General features: G+C 66.0%; 16 protein-coding genes and 2 tRNA genes. 7 read left to right on the top strand and 11 right to left on the bottom strand.

The annotated features are described in order from the left end of the window. Positions 1-7: 7 nt before the first annotated feature. Positions 8-721 (bottom strand): ABC transporter ATP-binding protein, encoded by a 714-nt coding sequence (locus BDI24065_RS22345; protein WP_175033103.1) that lies wholly within the window; start codon positions 719-721, stop codon positions 8-10. On the opposite strand from BDI24065_RS22345, the gene BDI24065_RS22340 reads away from it, so the two are divergent. Continuing rightward, positions 720-1,394 carry an arylesterase gene (locus BDI24065_RS22340; RefSeq protein WP_175033102.1) on the top strand — a complete coding sequence of 225 codons (675 nt, stop codon included), beginning with the start codon at positions 720-722 and terminating at the stop codon, positions 1,392-1,394. The genes BDI24065_RS22345 and BDI24065_RS22340 overlap by 2 nt on opposite strands. Before the next feature lie 70 nt (positions 1,395-1,464). Here BDI24065_RS22340 and BDI24065_RS22335 read toward each other — a convergent pair whose 3' ends face one another. The 7 genes from BDI24065_RS22335 to tig all read right to left on the bottom strand — a co-directional run bounded on the left by BDI24065_RS22335 (position 1,465) and on the right by tig (position 10,123). Continuing rightward, entirely contained in the window at positions 1,465-3,399 is a 1,935-nt protein-coding gene (locus BDI24065_RS22335) for a SurA N-terminal domain-containing protein (RefSeq protein WP_175033101.1), read from the bottom strand. 146 nt (positions 3,400-3,545) lie between these two features. Next, positions 3,546-3,622, bottom strand: a tRNA-Asp gene (locus tag BDI24065_RS22330). Positions 3,623-3,645: 23 nt separating this feature from the next. Next, positions 3,646-3,721, bottom strand: a tRNA-Val gene (locus tag BDI24065_RS22325). A gap of 204 nt (positions 3,722-3,925) precedes the next feature. Beyond that, on the bottom strand, positions 3,926-6,349 hold the full coding sequence (gene lon, locus BDI24065_RS22320; protein ID WP_011352361.1) for an endopeptidase La: 2,424 nt from the start codon (positions 6,347-6,349) through the stop codon (positions 3,926-3,928). A gap of 197 nt (positions 6,350-6,546) precedes the next feature. Further along, positions 6,547-7,818, bottom strand: a complete 1,272-nt coding sequence (clpX, locus tag BDI24065_RS22315) for an ATP-dependent Clp protease ATP-binding subunit ClpX (RefSeq protein WP_006489345.1) — start codon at positions 7,816-7,818, stop codon at positions 6,547-6,549. Positions 7,819-7,982: 164 nt separating this feature from the next. Continuing rightward, positions 7,983-8,636: an ATP-dependent Clp endopeptidase proteolytic subunit ClpP gene (clpP, locus tag BDI24065_RS22310; protein ID WP_010092137.1), complete on the bottom strand. Its 654-nt coding sequence runs from the start codon at positions 8,634-8,636 to the stop codon at positions 7,983-7,985. A gap of 140 nt (positions 8,637-8,776) precedes the next feature. After that, positions 8,777-10,123 carry a trigger factor gene (gene tig, locus BDI24065_RS22305; RefSeq protein ID WP_175033100.1) on the bottom strand — a complete coding sequence of 449 codons (1,347 nt, stop codon included), beginning with the start codon at positions 10,121-10,123 and terminating at the stop codon, positions 8,777-8,779. A 388-nt stretch (positions 10,124-10,511) separates the two neighbouring features. Between tig and BDI24065_RS22300 the strand changes: the two genes are divergently transcribed. Further along, positions 10,512-11,657: a glycerate kinase gene (locus BDI24065_RS22300; protein WP_175033099.1), complete on the top strand. Its 1,146-nt coding sequence runs from the start codon at positions 10,512-10,514 to the stop codon at positions 11,655-11,657. 62 nt (positions 11,658-11,719) lie between these two features. After that, a complete protein-coding gene (locus tag BDI24065_RS22295; protein ID WP_039367176.1) occupies positions 11,720-12,169 on the top strand; it encodes a MarR family winged helix-turn-helix transcriptional regulator in 450 nt (149 codons plus the stop codon). Between the two features lie 173 nt (positions 12,170-12,342). On the opposite strand, the gene BDI24065_RS22290 is transcribed toward BDI24065_RS22295, so the two are convergent. Together BDI24065_RS22290 and BDI24065_RS22285 are read right to left on the bottom strand one after the other, a co-directional pair. Continuing rightward, positions 12,343-13,341 carry a 2-dehydropantoate 2-reductase gene (locus tag BDI24065_RS22290; protein WP_175033098.1) on the bottom strand — a complete coding sequence of 333 codons (999 nt, stop codon included), beginning with the start codon at positions 13,339-13,341 and terminating at the stop codon, positions 12,343-12,345. A 99-nt stretch (positions 13,342-13,440) separates the two neighbouring features. Beyond that, on the bottom strand, positions 13,441-14,586 hold the full coding sequence (locus tag BDI24065_RS22285) for a helix-turn-helix transcriptional regulator (RefSeq protein WP_175033097.1): 1,146 nt from the start codon (positions 14,584-14,586) through the stop codon (positions 13,441-13,443). A 301-nt stretch (positions 14,587-14,887) separates the two neighbouring features. Between BDI24065_RS22285 and BDI24065_RS22280 the strand changes: the two genes are divergently transcribed. The 4 genes from BDI24065_RS22280 to BDI24065_RS22265 all read left to right on the top strand — a co-directional run bounded on the left by BDI24065_RS22280 (position 14,888) and on the right by BDI24065_RS22265 (position 18,635). Then, on the top strand, positions 14,888-15,934 hold the full coding sequence (locus BDI24065_RS22280; RefSeq protein ID WP_175033096.1) for a porin: 1,047 nt from the start codon (positions 14,888-14,890) through the stop codon (positions 15,932-15,934). A gap of 21 nt (positions 15,935-15,955) precedes the next feature. After that, positions 15,956-17,164: an MFS transporter gene (locus BDI24065_RS22275; protein WP_175033095.1), complete on the top strand. Its 1,209-nt coding sequence runs from the start codon at positions 15,956-15,958 to the stop codon at positions 17,162-17,164. 16 nt (positions 17,165-17,180) lie between these two features. Further along, positions 17,181-18,290: a class II histone deacetylase gene (locus BDI24065_RS22270; RefSeq protein ID WP_175033094.1), complete on the top strand. Its 1,110-nt coding sequence runs from the start codon at positions 17,181-17,183 to the stop codon at positions 18,288-18,290. A gap of 114 nt (positions 18,291-18,404) precedes the next feature. Continuing rightward, a complete protein-coding gene (locus tag BDI24065_RS22265) occupies positions 18,405-18,635 on the top strand; it encodes a hypothetical protein (protein ID WP_175033093.1) in 231 nt (76 codons plus the stop codon). Positions 18,636-18,739: 104 nt separating this feature from the next. Here the strand turns inward: BDI24065_RS22265 and BDI24065_RS22260 are convergent, their stop codons facing one another. After that, positions 18,740-19,039: a hypothetical protein gene (locus BDI24065_RS22260; protein WP_175033092.1), complete on the bottom strand. Its 300-nt coding sequence runs from the start codon at positions 19,037-19,039 to the stop codon at positions 18,740-18,742. Between the last annotated feature and the right edge of the window lie 48 nt (positions 19,040-19,087).

The raw sequence follows: 19,087 nt of genomic DNA, 5'->3' as shown, positions 1-19,087 counted from the left end.
GCTCGATTCAGGTGCCGCGTTGCTCCGCGTGCGGCTCGACGATGCGGCCGGCGTCGAGCGTCACCGTCGTCGCGCAGCGACGTGCGAGTTCGACATCGTGGGTGACGAGCACGAGCGTGGCACCGTGCGTGCGGTTCAGTTCGAACATCAGGTCGATGACCGCGTGCCCCGTGGCCGCATCGAGGCTGCCGGTCGGCTCGTCGGCGAACAGGACCGCCGGGCGCGTGACGAATGCGCGCGCAAGCGCGACGCGCTGCTGCTCGCCCCCGGACAACAGCTTCGGATAATGCGCGGTGCGTTCGCCGAGACCGACCTGCACGAGCAGCGACCGGGCACGATCGGCTGCTTCGCGCGCACTGATGCCACCTTGCAATTCGAGCGGCAGCATCACGTTCTCGAGCGCCGTCAGGTGCGGCATCAACTGGAACGACTGGAACACGAACCCGACTGCGCCGTTGCGCAGCGCCGCGCGCGCATCCTCGTCGAGCTGGTCGAGCGCGCGACCGAGCAGGCGAACCGTGCCGCTCGTCGCACTGTCCAACCCTGCAAGCAGGCCGAGCAGCGTTGACTTGCCCGACCCCGACGCGCCAACGATCGCGAGGCTGCTGCCCGGCGTCACGGCGAGCGTGATGCCGTCGAGGATCGTCAGCTCGCCCGTTGCGTCGGCGACCCGCTTGCACACGTCATGGACTTCGATGATCGGATCGGTAATCTTGAACATGGACACGACATTCCGCTGGAAAAGACGCGCGGCGTTCGCCGCGCTGCTGGGCACACTGCTGGCCGCCACCGTGCCGGCACGCGCTGCGACGACGCCGGCCGCGACATCGGGCCAGCCCGTGATCGTCGTGCTCGGCGACAGTCTGTCGGCCGAATACGGGCTGCCGCGCGACACCGGCTGGGTGGCCTTGCTGCGGCAACGGCTCACGACCGAGCGAATCGATTATAGCGTCGCGAACGCCAGCGTCAGCGGCGACACCACGAGCGGCGGCCGCGCGCGGCTGCCCGCGGTGCTGCAGCGGTTCAAGCCGTCGGTCGTCGTCGTCGAGCTCGGTTCGAACGATGCGCTGCGCGGCGTGCCGCTCGCAACGACCGAGCAGAACCTGCGCGACATCATCGCCGGCGCACGACAGGCGCGGGCGAAGGTCGTGCTGGTCGGCATGTATGTGCCACCCAATTACGGCCCCGACTACACGCAGAAGTTCCACGCCGTCTATACGCGGCTGTCGAAGGATCTCGGCGTGCCGCTCGTGCCGTTCCTCCTGGCCGGCATCGAGAACAAGCCGGAGTTGTTCCAGGCCGACCAGATGCATCCCGCGCAGCAGGCGCAAGGCATTCTGCTCGACAACGTCTGGCCGACACTGAAACCGCTGCTCGGCAAGCCGCACGGCTGACGATATCGCCCCGTCGGAAAACAAAAAGCCCCGCATGAAGCGGGGCTTTTTGTTGCGTGCGAAACGACGCTCAGTTGTCGCCGTCCTGCGACTGGCCGGCCGTCGAGCCGTACAGCTTGACCTTCGAGCGATCGCGCAGCGCGGCGAGATACGCTTCGCCTTCGCTCTGCGCGTCGACCTGCGCCATCTGCTGCTGCGCAGCCGCCAGTTGCTGCGGATCGACCGCCGAACCCGGGATCACCGCGTTCACGCGGTAGATCGCATAGCCGTCCGCGCCGAGATCGACACCGACATACGACGGCAGCGTCTTCGCGTCGACCTTGTAGACGGCGCTCAGCGCAGCGGGCGTCAGGCCCTGCGACTGCGTGCGCGATACCTTCTGCGCGACCGCGAACCCGTCGGTCGACTTCGACTTCTGCAGTTCGGCGAGCTTCGCCGCGCCGTCCTTCTTCGCGAGTTCAGCCGCCTGCTCGGCGACGACCTTCTGGCGCACGACGTCCTTGATCGCGTCGAGCGCGGGTACGGCAGCCGGCTTGTAGTCGGTCACGCGCGCCGAGATCAGCGTGTTGTTGCCGATGTCGATCGCCTGCGTGTTGTTCTGGTTCTTCACCGAGTCGTTCGCGAATACGGCGGCCAGGAACTTCGGATTGTTCAGCGGGCTCGTCGGCGGCAGTTGCGGATTCGGCGTCGGCGTGACGGTGGCCGTCTGGATCGTCAGCTTGTACTTGTCCGCGGCCGGCTGCAGCGTCTTGGCCTTCTCGTAGACGGTGGACGTGAAGCCTTCCGCGTTGTCCGTGAACGCCTTCGATGCGTACTGTTGCTTCAGCTCCGCTGCGATCTGGTCCTTCACGTCGGCGAACGGCTTGACGGCCGCCGGCTTCACTTCCGTTGCCTTCAGGATGTGGAAGCCCAGGTCCGACTGCACGACACCGCTCACGTCGCCCTGCTTGAGCGCGAACGCGGCATCGTCGAACGCCTTGCCGCCCGCCGTCGAGCCGCGCGTGATGAAGCCGAGGTCACCGCCCTTCGCGGCCGACGGTGCGTCCTGCGAGCTCTTCTGCGCGATCTGCGCAAACTGGTCCGGATGCGCCTTCACGTCGGCGAGCAGTTGCTCGGCCTTCGTCTTCGCCGCAGCCTTGTCGGCCGCGCTTGCGCTGCCCGGCGCAGCAATGAAGATGTGGCTCACGCGAACCTGCGCTTCGGTGCGGAAGTGCGTCGGGTTGTCGTCGTAGAACTTCTTGACGTCCGCATCGGTCGGCTGCGCGCTCGCGGCCGCTGCGGCCGGCGAATAGACGAGGTACTGGATCGTCGCGGTCTCCGGCGTCGCGAAGGTCTGCTTGTGCGCGTCATAGTACGCGGCGAGCTGCGCGTCGGTCGGCTGGACCTTCGCTGCGAAGTCGCTCGTCTTCAGCACGAGCGCCTGCACTTCGCGCTGCTGCGCGGCGAGTTCGGACAGGCGTTGCGCGAGGCTCTTCGGCGTGAATGCGCTCGACACGATGCTGGCCGGAATCTGCTGCAGCGAGAGGCTGTAGCGCACGCGCTCCTGATACTGCTCGGGCGTCATCCCCTGGAACGACAACAGCTGCGCATAGCGCTCGACGTCGATCGAACCGTCGGGCTTCTTCAGCGACGCGATCATCGGGTCGCTCATCAGCGCGTCGCGCACGGCGTTGTCGGAGGCGGTCAGGTGCAGACGTTGGGTCTCGTCGGCCAGCACGCGTTGCTGGATCAGGCCGTCGAGCACCTGCTTGCGGTGCTCGGGCGTATCGAACATCTTGATGTCGAACTGCCCGCCGAGCGCCTGACGCGCCTGGTCGATCTGCTGGCGGAACGCGCCGTCGAATTCGACCCGCGTGATCTTGTGCCCGTTGACTGCCGCGACGTTCGCACTGTCGTCGAAGAAGCCGCGGAAGCCTTGGATCCCGACGAAACCCAGCCCCGGCAACACGATCAGGAGCAGGAGCGCCATCATCAGGCGCTGGTGATTACGGAAGAAATCGAGCATGCGTGACGGGAAAATTGGACAAAACGACCGATATTACAACATACGGGGTGGGACGGGAGAAAAGCAGACGTGCTGCGGGCGAGTACGACGCGACAAGCAGGCGCACAAAATGAAAAAGCCCGCACAAGGCGGGCATCTTCATTTTTTGGCGGAGCGGACGGGACTCGAACCCGCGACCCCCGGCGTGACAGGCCGGTATTCTAACCGACTGAACTACCGCTCCTTGGTCTGGCTGAATCAGGAAACTGGTGGGTGCTGAGGGGTTCGAACCCCCGACCTACGCCTTGTAAGGGCGCCGCTCTACCAGCTGAGCTAAGCACCCGTTTCCGATTCGTTCTGGCTGCGATCTGCGTTTCGGCATCAACAACCAGCGAGCCCGCAAGTTTAATTCATCCCCGATCATTTTGCAAAGCCCTGACGCGAATTTTTTAAACGTTCGCGCACACGATTCGGCTACGCATAAAAAAACCCGCGGCCACGCCGCGGGTTTCGTGAACAACCGTCAGGAACGACGGCGTCGCAATGCTTAGTGCTTGACGAATTCCGTCGAGCCGGCATCCTTCGCCGCATCAGCGACCGGTGCCGCCGCCTTCGCCTCTTCTTCCGGCGGCAGCGGGGTCGGCGAACGCTCGAGCGCGAGTTCCAGCACCTTGTCGATCCAGCGGACCGGCACGATCTCGATCGCGTTCTTCACGTTGTCCGGAATCTCGGCGAGATCCTTCACGTTCTCTTCCGGGATCAGCACGAGCTTGATGCCACCGCGATGCGCCGCGAGCAGCTTCTCCTTCAGGCCACCGATCGGCAGGACTTCACCACGCAGCGTGATTTCGCCCGTCATCGCGACATCGGCACGCACGGGAATACCCGTCAGCACCGACACCAGCGCGGTCGTCATCGCACCGCCGGCGGACGGACCGTCCTTCGGCGTCGCACCTTCCGGCACGTGGATGTGGATATCCTGCTTCTCGAACGCTTCGTCCTTGATGCCGAGACGACGCGAACGCGAGCGCACGACCGAACGTGCCGCCTCGACCGACTCCTTCATCACGTCGCCGAGCGAACCCGTGCGGATCACGTTGCCCTTGCCCGGCATCACCGCGGCTTCGATCGTCAGCAGATCGCCACCGACCTCCGTCCACGCGAGGCCCGTCACCTGACCGACCTGGTTTTCCTTCGCCGCGAGGCCGAAGTCGTACTTGCGCACGCCAAGGAACGTATCGAGGTTTTCGCCGTCGACCTTGATCGCGCCCGATGCCTTCTTCAGCAGCAGCATCTTCACGACCTTGCGGCAGATCTTCGACACTTCCCGCTCGAGCGAACGCACACCGGCTTCGCGCGTGTAGTAGCGGATGATGTCGCGGATCGCCTGCTCGGTGACCTCGATCTCGCCTTCCTTCAGCCCGTTGTTCTTCTTCTGCTTCGGCAGCAGGTAACGCTGGGCGATGCTGACCTTCTCGTCTTCCGTGTAACCCGACAGACGGATCACTTCCATCCGGTCGAGCAGCGGCGGCGGGATGTTCAGCGAGTTCGACGTCGCGACGAACATCACGTCCGACAGGTCGAAGTCGACTTCGATGTAGTGATCGGCGAACGTGTGGTTCTGTTCCGGATCGAGCACTTCGAGCAGCGCCGACGACGGATCGCCGCGGAAATCCATGCCCATCTTGTCGACTTCGTCGAGCAGGAAAAGCGGATTGCGCACGCCGACCTTCGTGAGGCTCTGCAGGATCTTGCCCGGCATCGAACCGATGTACGTACGACGGTGGCCACGGATCTCGGCTTCGTCACGCACGCCGCCGAGCGCCATCCGGACGAACTTGCGGTTCGTCGCACGGGCGATCGACTGGCCGAGCGAGGTCTTGCCGACGCCCGGAGGCCCGACGAGGCACAGGATCGGAGCCTTCACCTTGTCGACGCGCTGTTGGACCGCGAGATACTCGAGGATACGTTCCTTCACCTTCTCGAGGCCGAAGTGATCCTCGTCGAGCACCTGCTCGGCGTTCGACAGGTCGTTGTTGACCTTGCTCTTCTTGCGCCACGGCAGGCCGATCAGCGTGTCGATGTAGTTGCGCACGACGGTCGCTTCCGCCGACATCGGCGACATCAGCTTCAGCTTCTTCAGCTCGGCGTCGGCCTTCTTCTTCGCTTCCTTCGGCATGCGCGCGGCGTTGATGCGCTTCTCGAGTTCTTCGAGATCGGCACCCTCTTCGCCTTCGCCCAGTTCCTTCTGGATCGCCTTGACCTGTTCGTTCAGGTAGTACTCGCGCTGGCTCTTTTCCATCTGGCGCTTCACGCGCCCGCGGATGCGCTTTTCGACCTGCAGGATGTCGATCTCGGCTTCGAGTTGCGCGAGCAGGTGCTCGAGACGCTCGATGACCGGGAACATCTCGAGGATGTGCTGCTTCTGGTCGAGCTTCAGCGGCAGGCGCTCGGCGATCATGTCGGCGAGACGGCCCGCTTCGTCGATACCCGACAGCGACGTGAGGATCTCCGGCGGGATCTTCTTGTTCAGCTTCACGTACTGGTCGAACTGCGACACGATCGCGCGGCGCAGCGCTTCGGTTTCAGCGCTGTCGGCGTGATCGGGCTCGAGCGGCATCACTTCGCAGGAGAATTGCGTTTCCTGCTCTTCGATCGACAACGCCTTCGCGCGCTGCAGGCCCTCGACGAGCACCTTCACGGTGCCGTCCGGCAGCTTCAGCATCTGCAGGATGTTGGCGATACAACCGACCTCGTACATGTCCTTTTCGGTCGGTTCGTCCTTGGCCGCGGTTTTCTGGGCGACGAGCATGATGTGCTTGCCGCCTTCCATCGCTGCTTCGAGGGCCTTGATCGATTTCGGCCGGCCCACGAAGAGCGGAATCACCATGTGCGGGAAAACGACGACATCCCGCAGCGGCAGCAGCGGGAGCGTGATGCGTTCCGGCGGGAGAAGTTGGGTGCCTGACATTTCATTTCCCCATGAGTGGAATCAATTGTTCGGTAATTGAGGCCGCCACAACGAATTGCAAGCCTTCAAGTGCGGGAAATATTCGGTAAGAAAGTAACCACCGCGAGTCGAGTCAGAGTTACCCACAAGATAAACGAAAAAAAGCCGCCCACGGTCTCATGAACGGCCTTTTTCGCAGAACATCGTCGGCAAGCCGGTCAGTTCGAACCCGCCACCTTCGGCGTGTCCTCGTAGATCAGCAAAGGCTTGCCGTCGCCATCGATGACGTTCTCGTCGATGATGACTTTGCTGACCCCTTTCATCGTCGGCAGCTCGTACATCACGTCGAGCAATGCCTGTTCGATGATCGAACGCAAACCGCGCGCGCCGGTCTTGCGGCGGATCGCCTTGCGGGCGACTGCCTGCAGTGCGCCCGGCCGGATCTCCAGCTCGACGCGCTCCATCGCGAACAGCTTGTGATACTGCTTGACGAGCGCGTTCTTCGGCTCGACCAGGATCTTCATCAGTGCCGCTTCATCGAGCTTGCCGAGCGTCGCGACCACCGGCAGGCGGCCGATCAATTCGGGGATCAGACCGAATTTGATCAGGTCTTCCGGTTCCGTTTCGCGCAGCACTTCGCCCGCGTCGCGTTCCTGCTTGCTCTTGACCGTCGCACCGAAGCCGATACCGGTTTTCTCGGTACGATCGGTGATCACCTTTTCGAGGCCGTCGAATGCACCACCGCAGATGAACAGGATGTTGGTCGTATCGACCTGGATGAAATCCTGGTTCGGGTGCTTGCGGCCACCCTGCGGCGGCACCGACGCCATCGTGCCCTCGACGAGCTTCAGCAGTGCCTGCTGGACGCCCTCGCCCGACACGTCGCGCGTGATCGACGGGTTGTCCGACTTGCGGCTGATCTTGTCGATTTCGTCGATGTAGACGATCCCGCGCTGGGCCTTGTCGACCTCGTAGTTGCAGTTCTGCAACAGCTTCTGGATGATGTTCTCGACGTCCTCGCCGACGTAGCCGGCTTCGGTCAGCGTCGTCGCATCCGCGATCACGAACGGCACGTTGAGCAACCGCGCGAGCGTCTGTGCGAGCAGCGTCTTGCCGGAGCCCGTCGGGCCGATCAGCAGGATGTTGCTCTTCGACAGCTCGACGTCGTCCTTCTTGTCGAGATGCTTCAGGCGCTTGTAGTGGTTGTACACGGCCACCGCGAGGATCTTCTTCGCGCGCTCCTGGCCGATCACGTACTGATCGAGGATGTCGCGAATTTCCTGCGGGCTCGGCAGATCCGACCGGGACAGGCTGGCCTCGACGCCGGCGGCAGCCGCCTCGTCGCGAATGATTTCGTTGCAGAGGTCGATGCATTCATCGCAGATGAACACCGACGGGCCCGCGATGAGTTTTTTCACCTCATGCTGGCTCTTCCCGCAAAACGAGCAATACAACAGCTTCTCGCTGTTCGAACCTTTTTTGTCCGCCATGAATGTAGAGCCTCCGGACAGGTAAATGACATGATACGCCGAATGCTCCGAGCGCCGCGCCTAGGGCGCGACCGGAGCCGGCTGGATGCGCTTGCCGCAGATGCTCAGGGCGATCGGGACGTCGCAGGGGCGCCGCACGAATCGGGGCGGCACCCCACTTAAGCTCACGGGCGCTTCAGCAGCACCTGATCGATCAACCCGTATGCCTTCGCATCCTCGCTCGACATGAAGTTATCACGGTCGGTGTCGCGCGCGATGCGCTCGACGTCCTGGCCCGTGTGCTGCGCGAGCAACTGGTTCAGCCGCTCCTTCAGGTAGAGGATTTCGCGTGCCTGGATCTCGATGTCGGATGCCTGGCCGCGCGCGCCGCCGAGCGGCTGGTGAATCATCACGCGCGAGTTCGGCAGCGCGAAACGCTTGCCCTTCGCACCCGACGCGAGCAGGAACGCGCCCATGCTGGCCGCGAGGCCCATGCACAGCGTCGACACGTCCGGCTTGATGAACTGCATCGTGTCGTAGATCGCCATGCCGGCCGATACCGACCCGCCCGGGCTGTTGATGTACAGGCTGATGTCCTTGTCGGGATTCTCGCTCTCGAGGAACAGCAGCTGCGCAACCACGAGGTTGGCGGTCTGGTCGTTCACTTCGCCGACCATGAACACCAGGCGCTCTTTCAGGAGACGCGAGTAGATATCGTACGAACGCTCGCCGCGGCCGCTCGTTTCGACGACGATCGGCACCAGCCCCAGCGCTTGCGCCTCGAAACCCTGCGGCGCGTTCGAAGCAAGCATGTCCAGCAATTCAGCGCGAGTGATCATTCAATGAACCTTGTTCGAATGGAAAATTGAACGGAAGGAAGCCGCCCGCTCAATCGCCATATTAATGGCAACCGTGCGCTTGACGTAAAAACGGCGTGCGGGCCGTCGCTCCGACAGCCGGCACGCCGCTAGAGCAACACTTACGCTTGCGCCGATGCGCTCGCGAGTGCTTCGAAGCTCACTTCCTTGTCCGTCACCTTCGCCTTGCCCAGCACGAAATCGACGACGTTGCTTTCAACGACGAACGCTTCCATCTCGGCGAGGCGCTGCTGGTTCGAATAATACCAGCGGACCACTTCCTTCGGGTCTTCGTAGCTCTTCGCGAACTCGTCGACTTCCGCGCGGATCTGTTCCGGCTTCGCTTCGAGGCCGTTCGACTTCACGAGCTCGGCCAGCACGAGGCCCAGCTTCACGCGACGTTCCGCCTGCTCGGTGAACATTTCTGCCGGGATCGGTGCGTCCTTCGCGTTCGGCACGCCGCGCTGCGCCAGATCCTGGCGAGCCATTTCGACGAGGCGTTGCTGGTCCTGCTCGATCAGCGCCTTCGGCACGTCGAGTTCGGAAATCTTCAGCAGCGCGTCCATCACCTGGTTCTTGACGATCGACTGCGTGCGGCGCTTCGCTTCACGCTCGAGGTTTTCCTTGATCTCGCCGCGCATCTTCGTGAGATCGCCGTCTTCGATGCCGAGCGACTTCGCGAATTCACCGTCGATTTCCGGCAGGTGCGGCCACTCGATCTTCTTCATCGTGACCGTGAATTGCGCCGTCTTACCCGCGACGTCCTTGCCGTGGTAATCCTCCGGGAACGCCAGGTCGAACGTGCGCGACTCGCCGTCCTTCAGGCCCAGCGCTGCCGTTTCGAATTCCGGCAGCATGCGGCCTTCGCCGAGCACGAACGGGAAATCTTCAGCCGTGCCGCCCTGGAACGCGACGTCGTCGATCTTGCCGACGAAGTCGACCGTCACGCGGTCGCCGTTCTTGGCTGCGGTGTCCGCGCCGCCGTCGCCGTGCTCGCCGGCTTCGCCACGTGCGTGGAAGTGCACGCGCTGCTTGCGCAGGATGTCCAGCGTGCGGTCGATTTCAGCGTCGCCGATCGACGTCGTCGAGCGCTCGACTTCAGCCGTCGCCAGATCGCCGATCTTCACTTCCGGGTAGATCTCGAACGTCGCGTCGAACGCGTACGCACCTTCAGCCTGCTCCTGCTTCGGCTCGAAGCTCGGCTGGCCGGCGACGCGCAGGTTTTCCGCGCGGCTGATCGTGAAGAATTCCTGGCCGATCTTGTCGCTCAGCACTTCTGCTTCGACCTGACCCGCATACTGCTGCGCGACCATCTTCACCGGCACCTTGCCCGGGCGGAAACCCGGCATGCGCACGGTCTTCGCGAGTTTCTGGATACGGGCGTCGATTTCCTTCTGCACGGTGTCTTTCGGCAGGGAAATCGTCACGCGGCGTTCAAGCTTGCCGAGGTTCTCAACAACGTTAGCCATGGCTTCAATCGTCCTAAAATTATTCGAGCGAATCGGGTTTTCCTTGCCGTGCCTGCCTGCGGCGTGATGTGTGTCACATCCACTCGCCGCGCCGGAGCGCCACGCCATCCCTGCACGCGCCGGATGGCTAGCGCAAGCGGCTCGGAGCACGGCTTTGGCCGGAAGAATCGACTATTCTAGCAAACAATTTTCCTCACACCGCCAGATCGGCGCGACGCGCATGCGTCTGCGCCGCCTCGACAGCCCTTTGCACGGCAATGCACGCGGATCGCCGCTATGCCGAACGCCGTATCCACCACGGGCCCGCCATCCTGTAAGCTCCGATTGAGGGTATGCCGCCGTCGCGACCCCAATATTCTTCACACCAATCACGCCTTCTGGAGACACCATGCCGCAACACCCGTCCGCGCCTGTCGTCGTCATCGCGCCCGATTCGTTCAAAGGCTCGCTTTCCGCCGAGCAGGTCGCGGACGCGATCGCCACCGGCATTCGCCGCGCCCGGCCCGACGCCGTCGTGCGCTGCTGCCCGATGGCCGACGGCGGTGAAGGCACGCTCGACGCGATGCTGGCTGGCGGCGGCACGCGGCGCGCGCTGCGGGTGGCCGGCGCGTCGCTCGCGGCACGCGACGCGGCAGTCGGCGTGATCGACGCGCGCACCGCGATCGTCGAGACGGCCGAGATCGTCGGCATCACGGATCCGGTCGGCATGAGCGTGCCCGTCGATGCACGCAGCACGCGCGGGATGGGCGAAGCGATCCGCACGCTGCTCGACGAAGGCGTGCGCCGCTTCTTCGTCGCGCTCGGCGGCAGCAGCACCAACGACGCGGGCGCCGGGCTGCTCGCGGGCCTCGGCCTGCAGTGCTTCGACGCCGCCGGCCAGCCGGTCGAGCCCGTGCCGTCGCGGCTCGCCGACGTCGCGCGCATCGACGCGTCGGGGCTCGACCCACGCCTGAAGGAAACGGAATTCATCGGCATGTCCGACGTCGACAACCCGCTGACCGGCGCACATGGCGCCACCGCCGTATTCGGCCCGCAAAAGGGCGTGACGCCCGAGCAGGTTGCAACCCTCGACGCCGCCCTCGCCCGCTTCGCCGATCTCCTCGAAGCCGCGCTCGACCGGCGCAGTCGCGACCTGCCGGGCGCCGGCGCCGCCGGCGGCCTCGGTTTCGCGCTGCACATGCTCGGCGCGCAGTTCGAAGCGGGCGCCGAAGTGGTGGCGCGGCAGGTGGGCCTCGACGCCGCGCTCGCCGGCGCCGACTGGCTGATCACCGGCGAAGGCCGCTCCGACGTACAGACGCTGCACGGCAAGGCGCCGTTCATCGCGTGCCGGCACGCGCAGGCCGCCGGCGTGCCCGCGTCGCTGCTGTCGGGCGCGGTCGACCCGGCCGCGCTGTCGCGCCTGTCCGAACATTTTTCCGGCTGCTTCTCGCCGGCTCCCGGGCCGATCACGCTCGACGTCGCAATCCGCGACGCGGCGAATCTGCTCGCGAACGAAGCGGAGCAATTGACACGCCTGAAGTACGGCGCACACTGACCGTTGACCCGAGCGCGCGATACAGGAACAATCGGGCCCGCCCTTTTTCTTCAGGATTCGACATGAAAGGCCGTCAAGCCGGGCTCGATCAGTTTCTGACCTATCGCCTCCACGCGCTCACGAAGCGATCCGATCGCGGGATCGGCGAGGTGTACCGGCACAAGCTCGACATCTCGCTGCCCGAGGCGCGCGTGATCGCCGCCGTCGGCGCCTTCGGTCCGTTCTCGATCATGGATCTTGCGCGTCACACCAATCTCGACAAGAGCCAGGCGAGCCGGGCGGCCGAGGCGTTGCTGCGCCAGGGGCTGCTCGAACGCAGTGCAAGCGAGGAAGACGGCCGGATCGTACTGATCGCGCTGACCGCCGACGGCCGCGCGCTGCATCGCAAGATCATGCCGATCGTGCGCAAGTGGAACGACGGCTTGCTCGCGTGCCTGTCCGACAGCGAACGCCAGACGTTCGAGCGGCTGCTCGACAAGGTCGTTGCGCACGCGACCGAGCGGGACGACTGAGCCGCAACGCGGGCACAACGCCCGCGGCATTGATCCGACGAATTCGACGGGCCGCCCCGGTCGCCTGACCCGCGACGCGGGCGGCCCGCTTTGCGTCATGCGGCGCGACATGTTGCAATCGGACCGCAGCGCTCCGCGTCGCCGGCGGCGCGCATGCGGCGGCCGCGCCCGCGCTACAGCCCGCTGTTCGTCGCGCGCTGACGCAGCAGCCCGAGCACCGCGTCGCAATACGGGGTCGGCACGCCGAGCTTGCGCCCGAGTTCAGGAAACACGCCGAGGATCGGCCCGATCTCGAGCGCGCGCCCCGCTTCGAAATCCTGCAGCATCGACGTCTTGAACGCGCCGAGCTTGCGCGTGACCGCGATCCGCTCGGGCCCGCTCATCCCCGTCGACAGGCCGAGCTTCGCGCCGATCGCGGCCGCCTCCTCCATCATCCGCAACGCGAGATCCTGCGTGAACGGATCGTCGAGCAGCTGCTCGGCCGTCGACCCCGTCAGCGCGCTCAGGGGATTCATGTTCATGTTGCCCCACAGCTTCGTCCAAATCTCGGTCCGGATCGCGGGCGTCGACTCGACGTCGAAACCGCCCGCCGCGAGCGCCGCGGCGAACCGGGCGGTAGCCGTGTCGAGCCGCGCATCGGGCGCACCGACGATCAGCCGGTTGCCGCGCCCGCGACGCACGATGCCCGGCGCGTCCGTACTCGACGACAGGTGCACGACGCAACCGATCGCCTGCGCGGGCGGCAACGCCGCCGACACCGCGCCGGCCGGATCGACCGCATCGAGCGGCACACCGTCGAGCGCCCCTTCGAGCCCGTGCGTGAACCACCACGGCAGCCCGTTCATCGCCGCGACGATCACGGTGTCCGGCCCGACCAGCGGTGCAATGCGCGCGGCCAGCGCCGGGAGCGCCTGCGCCTTCAGCGCGATCACCACGTAGTCCTGCACGCCGAGCGCGGCCGCATCGTCGCTCGCCCGCACCGGAACCGACGATGTCACGCCCGCCTCGTCGATCACGCGCACGCCGTGCGTGTTCAGTGCGTCGAGCGTCGCGCCGCGCGCGTACGCACTCACGGTCATGCCGGCCCGCGACAATGCGGCCGCGAGCAATCCGCCGATCGCGCCGACCCCAACCACCGCCGCGCGCACCGACCCTGAATTCGTGTCGTTCATGATGGATTTCCGTCTCCTGGGAGCTGACGAGCATAACGCTCAATGGTTGCGGGCACAACCATTCACACGACGGCGTGCATCGTGTGACGTCCGCAGGATTCAGCGCGGCTCGTCACCGGCCTCAACCGGCTCGTCGTCGGCCGCGCCGCCCGTCGCGCCGAGCACGCCGGCGATCTGGCTCTTGTCGTGCATGCCGAGCTTGCGGTACGCGCAACGCAGGTAGTGGCGCACGGTCGTCGGCGAAATCGCCATCTGTTGCGCGACCTCCTTGTGCGAACGCCCGGCGCCGTAATAGCGGATCGCCGCAAGCTCGCGCGGGCTCAGGCGGTCGAGCAGCGAGCGCGGCCGCGCCTCGATCTGGAACAGCCCCGCAACCGGCACGCACTGGATCCGCAGCGCATCGCCGACGAACGGCTGACTCGACTGGCGCCGCAGGTGCGCGACGAGCGGCTCCGGCACGCGCGCACCGGCCCACGCCGGCCATTCGGACCGCAGCACGTCGTCGAAACCGTGATCGGCGTGGTGAAGCACGCCGAAGTTGTCGCACAGCGCACGCGCCGCCGGTGCGGCCGTATCGCCGCGCTCGCGCGTGAGCTGCGCGGCGCGATTGATCGTCAGCGCCGCCGCGAGATGCGGAATCACTTCCTCGAAACGGCGCGCATCGTCGTCGCTGAACGGCCGATTCAGGCCCTGGCGGTAGATCGACATGAACGTCGTCAGGCCGAACCGGCGATCGAGCGTGCACACGCACATCAGTTGCGCGAGCCCGTACTTCACGCACCAGTCGCGAAACCGAGAATCGAGCCCCGGCTCGACGACCGACAGCCGCACCGCGTGGCCGTGCGCGCCGCGCAACGTGCGGTGCGCGAGCGGGTCGCAATCGCGCACGCGCTTCCAGTCGCTGAAGAATGCGTGCGGCAGGCGGTACAGGAAGCTGTTGTGCATCACCGGGCCGGTCGGTGCGTGGGTCGCGACGCCCGTCCATGCGGCGTCGAACGGAATGAGCGCCTGCAGCAGCGAAAAGAAGCGGTATTCGAATTCGCCGATGCCGGACCGCGCGGCAACCGCGTACAGGTCGAGCAGCATCAGCCCGAGTTCGCGCTGCGAGGCGTCGCCGCGCGTGACGCCGTCGAAATCGGCGCGCCGGGACGGCAGCGGCGGCCAGGCGAAGTCGTCGAGCACGATGGCGGCCGGCACGTCGCGCAGCGCATCGAGATCCTGCCCGATATCCGTCGTGATCCTCACCTTCCGCTCCCCTGCCCGATCGGGCTGCTGATGTGCGCAACGACACCGGCCGATTATAGCGATCGGTTTTTTGACGGGCCACGGTGCCGGAACGGGCGCCAGCCCCATCCATTTGAACGGTGCATGGCCCGTTGCTGCTCCGCAGCACGCCACGCCACGGCACGGCACCGCACGCATGCCGCGCACCGCGGGTTTTCCACACCGTTCATCTGTACGACTGTTCGAAGGTTTTCCCGCTGCGGACACTGCGTCGCGACAACACCAACGACAAACCGATGCAGGACGGTATGGAGAACCCCACGTGACGAAACCCCGCTTCATCCGCACGGCCGCGGCCGCCGCGACGCTGGCCGCGTGCAGTGCCGCCGCACATGCTCAGTCGAGTCTTACGCTGTACGGCGCGCTCGACGCGGGCGTGCAATACCTGACGCATGCCGACGGGCGCCACTCGGCCGTGCAGTTGCAGAACTACGGCATCCTGCCTTCGCAGATCGGACTGAAGGGCCACGAAGATCTCGGCGGCGGCTGGCGTGCGCTGTTCAAGCTCGAACAGGGCCTCAACCTCAACGACGGCACCGCGACCGTGCCCGGCTACGCGTTCTTCCGCGGCGCGTACGTCGGCATCGCGGGGCCCGTCGGCACCGTCACGCTCGGGCGGCAGTTCAGCGTGCTGTTCGACAAGACGCTGTTCTACGACCCGCTCTGGTACGCGTCGTACAGCGGCCAAGGCGTCATCGTGCCGATGAACGCGAACTTCATCGACAACTCGGTCAAGTACCAGTCGCCGACGTTTGCCGGCTTCGACGTGGAGGCGCTCGCCGCGACCTCCGGCGTCGCCGGCAATACGCGCGCCGGACGCGTGCTCGAACTCGGCGGCCAGTACACGAGCAACGGCCTGTCGGTCAGCGCGGTGCTGCATCAGGCGCACGGCGATGTTTCGGCGGCCGGCGACACGTCGGCGCGCCGCCGCGAACTCGGCACGCTCGCCGCGCGCTATGCATTCGCCACACTGCCGCTCACCGTCTACGCGGGCGTCGAACGCCTGACCGGCGACCTCGACGCAGCACGCACGATCGTCTGGGGCGGTGCGCGCTACCAGATGTCGAGCGAGATCGGCCTGAACGCGGGCGTCTATCACACCGACTCGCGCACACCGGCGATCGGCCACCCGACGCTGTTCATCGCGAGCACCACGTACGCGCTGTCGAAACGCACCGTCGCCTACGTGAACCTCGGCTACGCGCGCAACAGCGGCCAGAGTTCGCAGACCGTCTACGAATACGACCCGACACCGCTCGCCGGCGCATCGCAGTTCGGCGCGATGGTCGGCATGTACCACCTGTTCTGATTCCCCACACGAGAGCCCGCCATGAAAACCCTTTCTCCGGATGCCGTACTCCCGCCCGACGGCCGCGCCTCGACCTTCGCGCGCTCGACGCTCGTCGCGCTCGTCGTGTTCGCGGCCATCACGCCGCTGCTGCTGCTCGTGGCACCCGCCGTCGCCGGACAGCTCGCGACGCAGCTCGGGCTGTCCGCGTCGCAGATCGGCACCTACTTCTTCGTCGAACTCGGTGCGTTCAGCCTCGCGACCGTGCCGTCGTACCTGTGGCTCGGCCGGGTCGACGCGCGCCGCGTTGCCGCGTTCGCCATCGCGCTGTTCGGCGCGGGCAACCTGCTGACCGCGCTGTGGATGCCGGGTTTCGTCGCGTTGCTCGCGCTGCGCGCCGTCACCGCGCTCGGCGGCGGCTCGCTGATGGTGCTCTGCATGACGAGTGCCGCGACGAGCGAGAACAGCGACCGCGTGTACGGCCTGTGGGTCGTCGGCCAGTTGATCGCGGGCGCGATCGGCCTGTTCGTGCTGCCGCATGTGTTCGCGGCGTTCGGGCTGCGCGCGCTGTATGTCGCGCTCGCCGGGCTCGCGCTGCTCGCGGCACCGCTGTCGCGCGGCTTTCCATCATCGCTGGGCACGCGATCCGCGCCCGCGCACAACGCGCGCGGCGCGGCGACGCAGACGCCGCAAAGTTTCGTCGTGCTCGCGATCGGCGCGGTGCTGACGTTCTATCTCGCGATCGGCAGCGCATGGACGTTCGCGAGCCGTGCCGCGACCGAAGCCGGACTCGATCCGCAGTCGACCGGCAACGTCCTCGCGATCGCGAGCGTGATGGGCATCGCCGGTGCAGCGCTCGCGTCGTGCGCGGGCGGCCGGCTCGCGCGGCGCGCGATGCTCGCGGCCGGTTACGCGCTGCTTGCTGCCTCGCTCGTCGCGCTCGCCGTGATGCGGCATGCCGGCGGCTACAGCGCGGCGATCTTCGCGTTCAAGTTCGCGTGGACGTTCGTGCTGCCATTCATCCTCGCGACCGTCGCGCAGATCGACACGTCGGGCCGCCTCGTCGCCACGCTCAATTTCGTGATCGGCGCCGGCCTCGCGGCCGGCCCGCTGCTCGCCGGGCTGATGCTCGACGCTGGCGGCACGATGCGCGTGCTGTTCACAGCCGCGACGGCCGTCGCGATCGTGTCCTTCGCCGCGCTGCGCCACATCGATCGCCGCACGCCCCCTTCCGTTTCTTCCCAACCGTGACAGGTCACGCACATCCATGAACCGCACTGCCTTCTTCACCGACGAACGCACTTTCTGGCATACCGGCGGCACGCACGCGCTGTTCTTCCCGGTCGGCGGCTGGGTCCAGCCGCCGTCGAGCGCGGGCTACGCCGAATCGCCCGATTCGAAGCGCCGATTCCTGTCGCTCGTGCAGGCCTCGGGCCTGGCCGCGCAGCTCGACCTGCGCGGCGCCGAGCCGGCCTCGACCGCCGACCTGCTGCGCATTCACCCCGCGCACTATCTCGACGCGTTCCACGCGCTCAGCGACGCGAACGGCGGCGACCTCGGCGATCTCGCACCGTTCGGCAAGGGCAGCTACGAGATCGCCGCGCTGTCGGCCGGACTCGCGATCGCGGCCGTCGATACGGTCCTCGGCGAGCGTGCGGCAAATGCGTTCTCGCTGTCGCGGCCGCCCGGCCATCACTGCCTGCGCGATCGCCCGATGGGCTTCTGCCTGCTGGCGAACATCCCGATCGCGATCGAGGCCGCCCGTGCGAAATACGGCATCGAGCGTGTCGCGGTGATCGACTGGGACGTGCATCACGGCAACGGCACGCAGTCGATCTACTACGACGATCCGGACACGCTGACGATCTCGCTGCATCAGGACCGTTGCTTCCCGCCCGGTTACAGCGGCGCGGACGATTGCGGCGAAGGCGCGGGTATCGGCGCGAACCTGAACGTGCCGCTGCTCGCAGGCAGCGGCGACGATGCGTATCGCTACGCGTTCGAACGGATCGTGCTGCCGGCGCTGGAGCGTTTCCGGCCCGAGCTGATCGTGGTCGCCAGCGGCCTCGACGCAAGCGCGGTCGATCCGCTCGCGCGCATGCAGCTGCATACCGACAGCTACCGGTTCATGACGCGTGCGGTGAAGGAAGCCGCACAGCGCCATTGCGGCGGGCGGCTCGTGATCGTTCACGAAGGCGGCTATTCGGAAGCGTACGTGCCGTTCTGCGGACTTGCGATCGTCGAGGCGCTGGCCGGCGTTCGCACCGACGTCGCCGATCCGATGCTCGACCTCGCGATCGCGCAACAGCCGGGCGAGCGGTTCGTCGCGTTCCAGCGCGAACTGCTCGACGAACTGGCGGTGTCGTTCGGGTTGTAGCGCGCGCCGGCAGACGCGACGGGGGTCGGCCGGTGCCGGCCCTCTTGCGCGATCGGTGCGGATGGGGTTTCCTGTGCTTTTATCCCCGTTCCGGCCCGAAGCCGCACTCTTCCGATGAAATCGTCTCCGCGCGATCACAATGACGATCCCAAGACGCGCCGCCAGCCTTCGAAACTGGTCCTGAACATCGCGGCCGTGACGGTCGGCCTCATCACGTTCGCGATCGGCGCGGCGTGGGTGATCTATAGCTGGGTGGTCGATCGCGAAGCGCAGTATTTCGCGATCCCGCTGGTGTTCTCGGTGCCGGTGATCGTGGCGGTCGCGATCCGGAGTTTCTGGGAATAAGTAAGTCTGAAATGACGAAGCGCCGCGGGTCGGGCGACGCGCGGCGCTGGGTGTCGAACTTGTTCAGATCAGGCGGGGATCCCCGCGGTTCGCTTGCGGGCCGGTCACAGGCCCGGGCGCGGGCACGGATTGGGGGCTGCGCCCTCATATCCGCCAGTGACAGCGCCCAGCGCGACGCCGGCCAGCGACGTGCCGAGCGCTTTCAGCACGTTTTCCGTAGAGAACGTTTCGCCGCTCGACATCACACGCCCTGAATACGCGGTGCACGCCGACGGCGACGACGATGCAGCCGTCTGCACCGGCTTGGCGCTCCATGCAATGTTCTCGGCAGGCGTATTGGCAAAAGCCGGCGCGGCCAGCATCAGTGCCAGTACGAAACTCGGCATGCGTACGGTGTTTTTCATCGGCGGTCCTCGGCGTAATTGTGTTTCTTATATCGGAAGCGAACACGA

Source organism: Burkholderia lata (genome assembly GCF_902499025.1).
Lineage (GTDB): Bacteria > Pseudomonadota > Gammaproteobacteria > Burkholderiales > Burkholderiaceae > Burkholderia > Burkholderia lata_C.
Note: the sequence above shows the minus strand (reverse complement) of the source record. Positions and strands in the feature narration are given on the sequence as shown.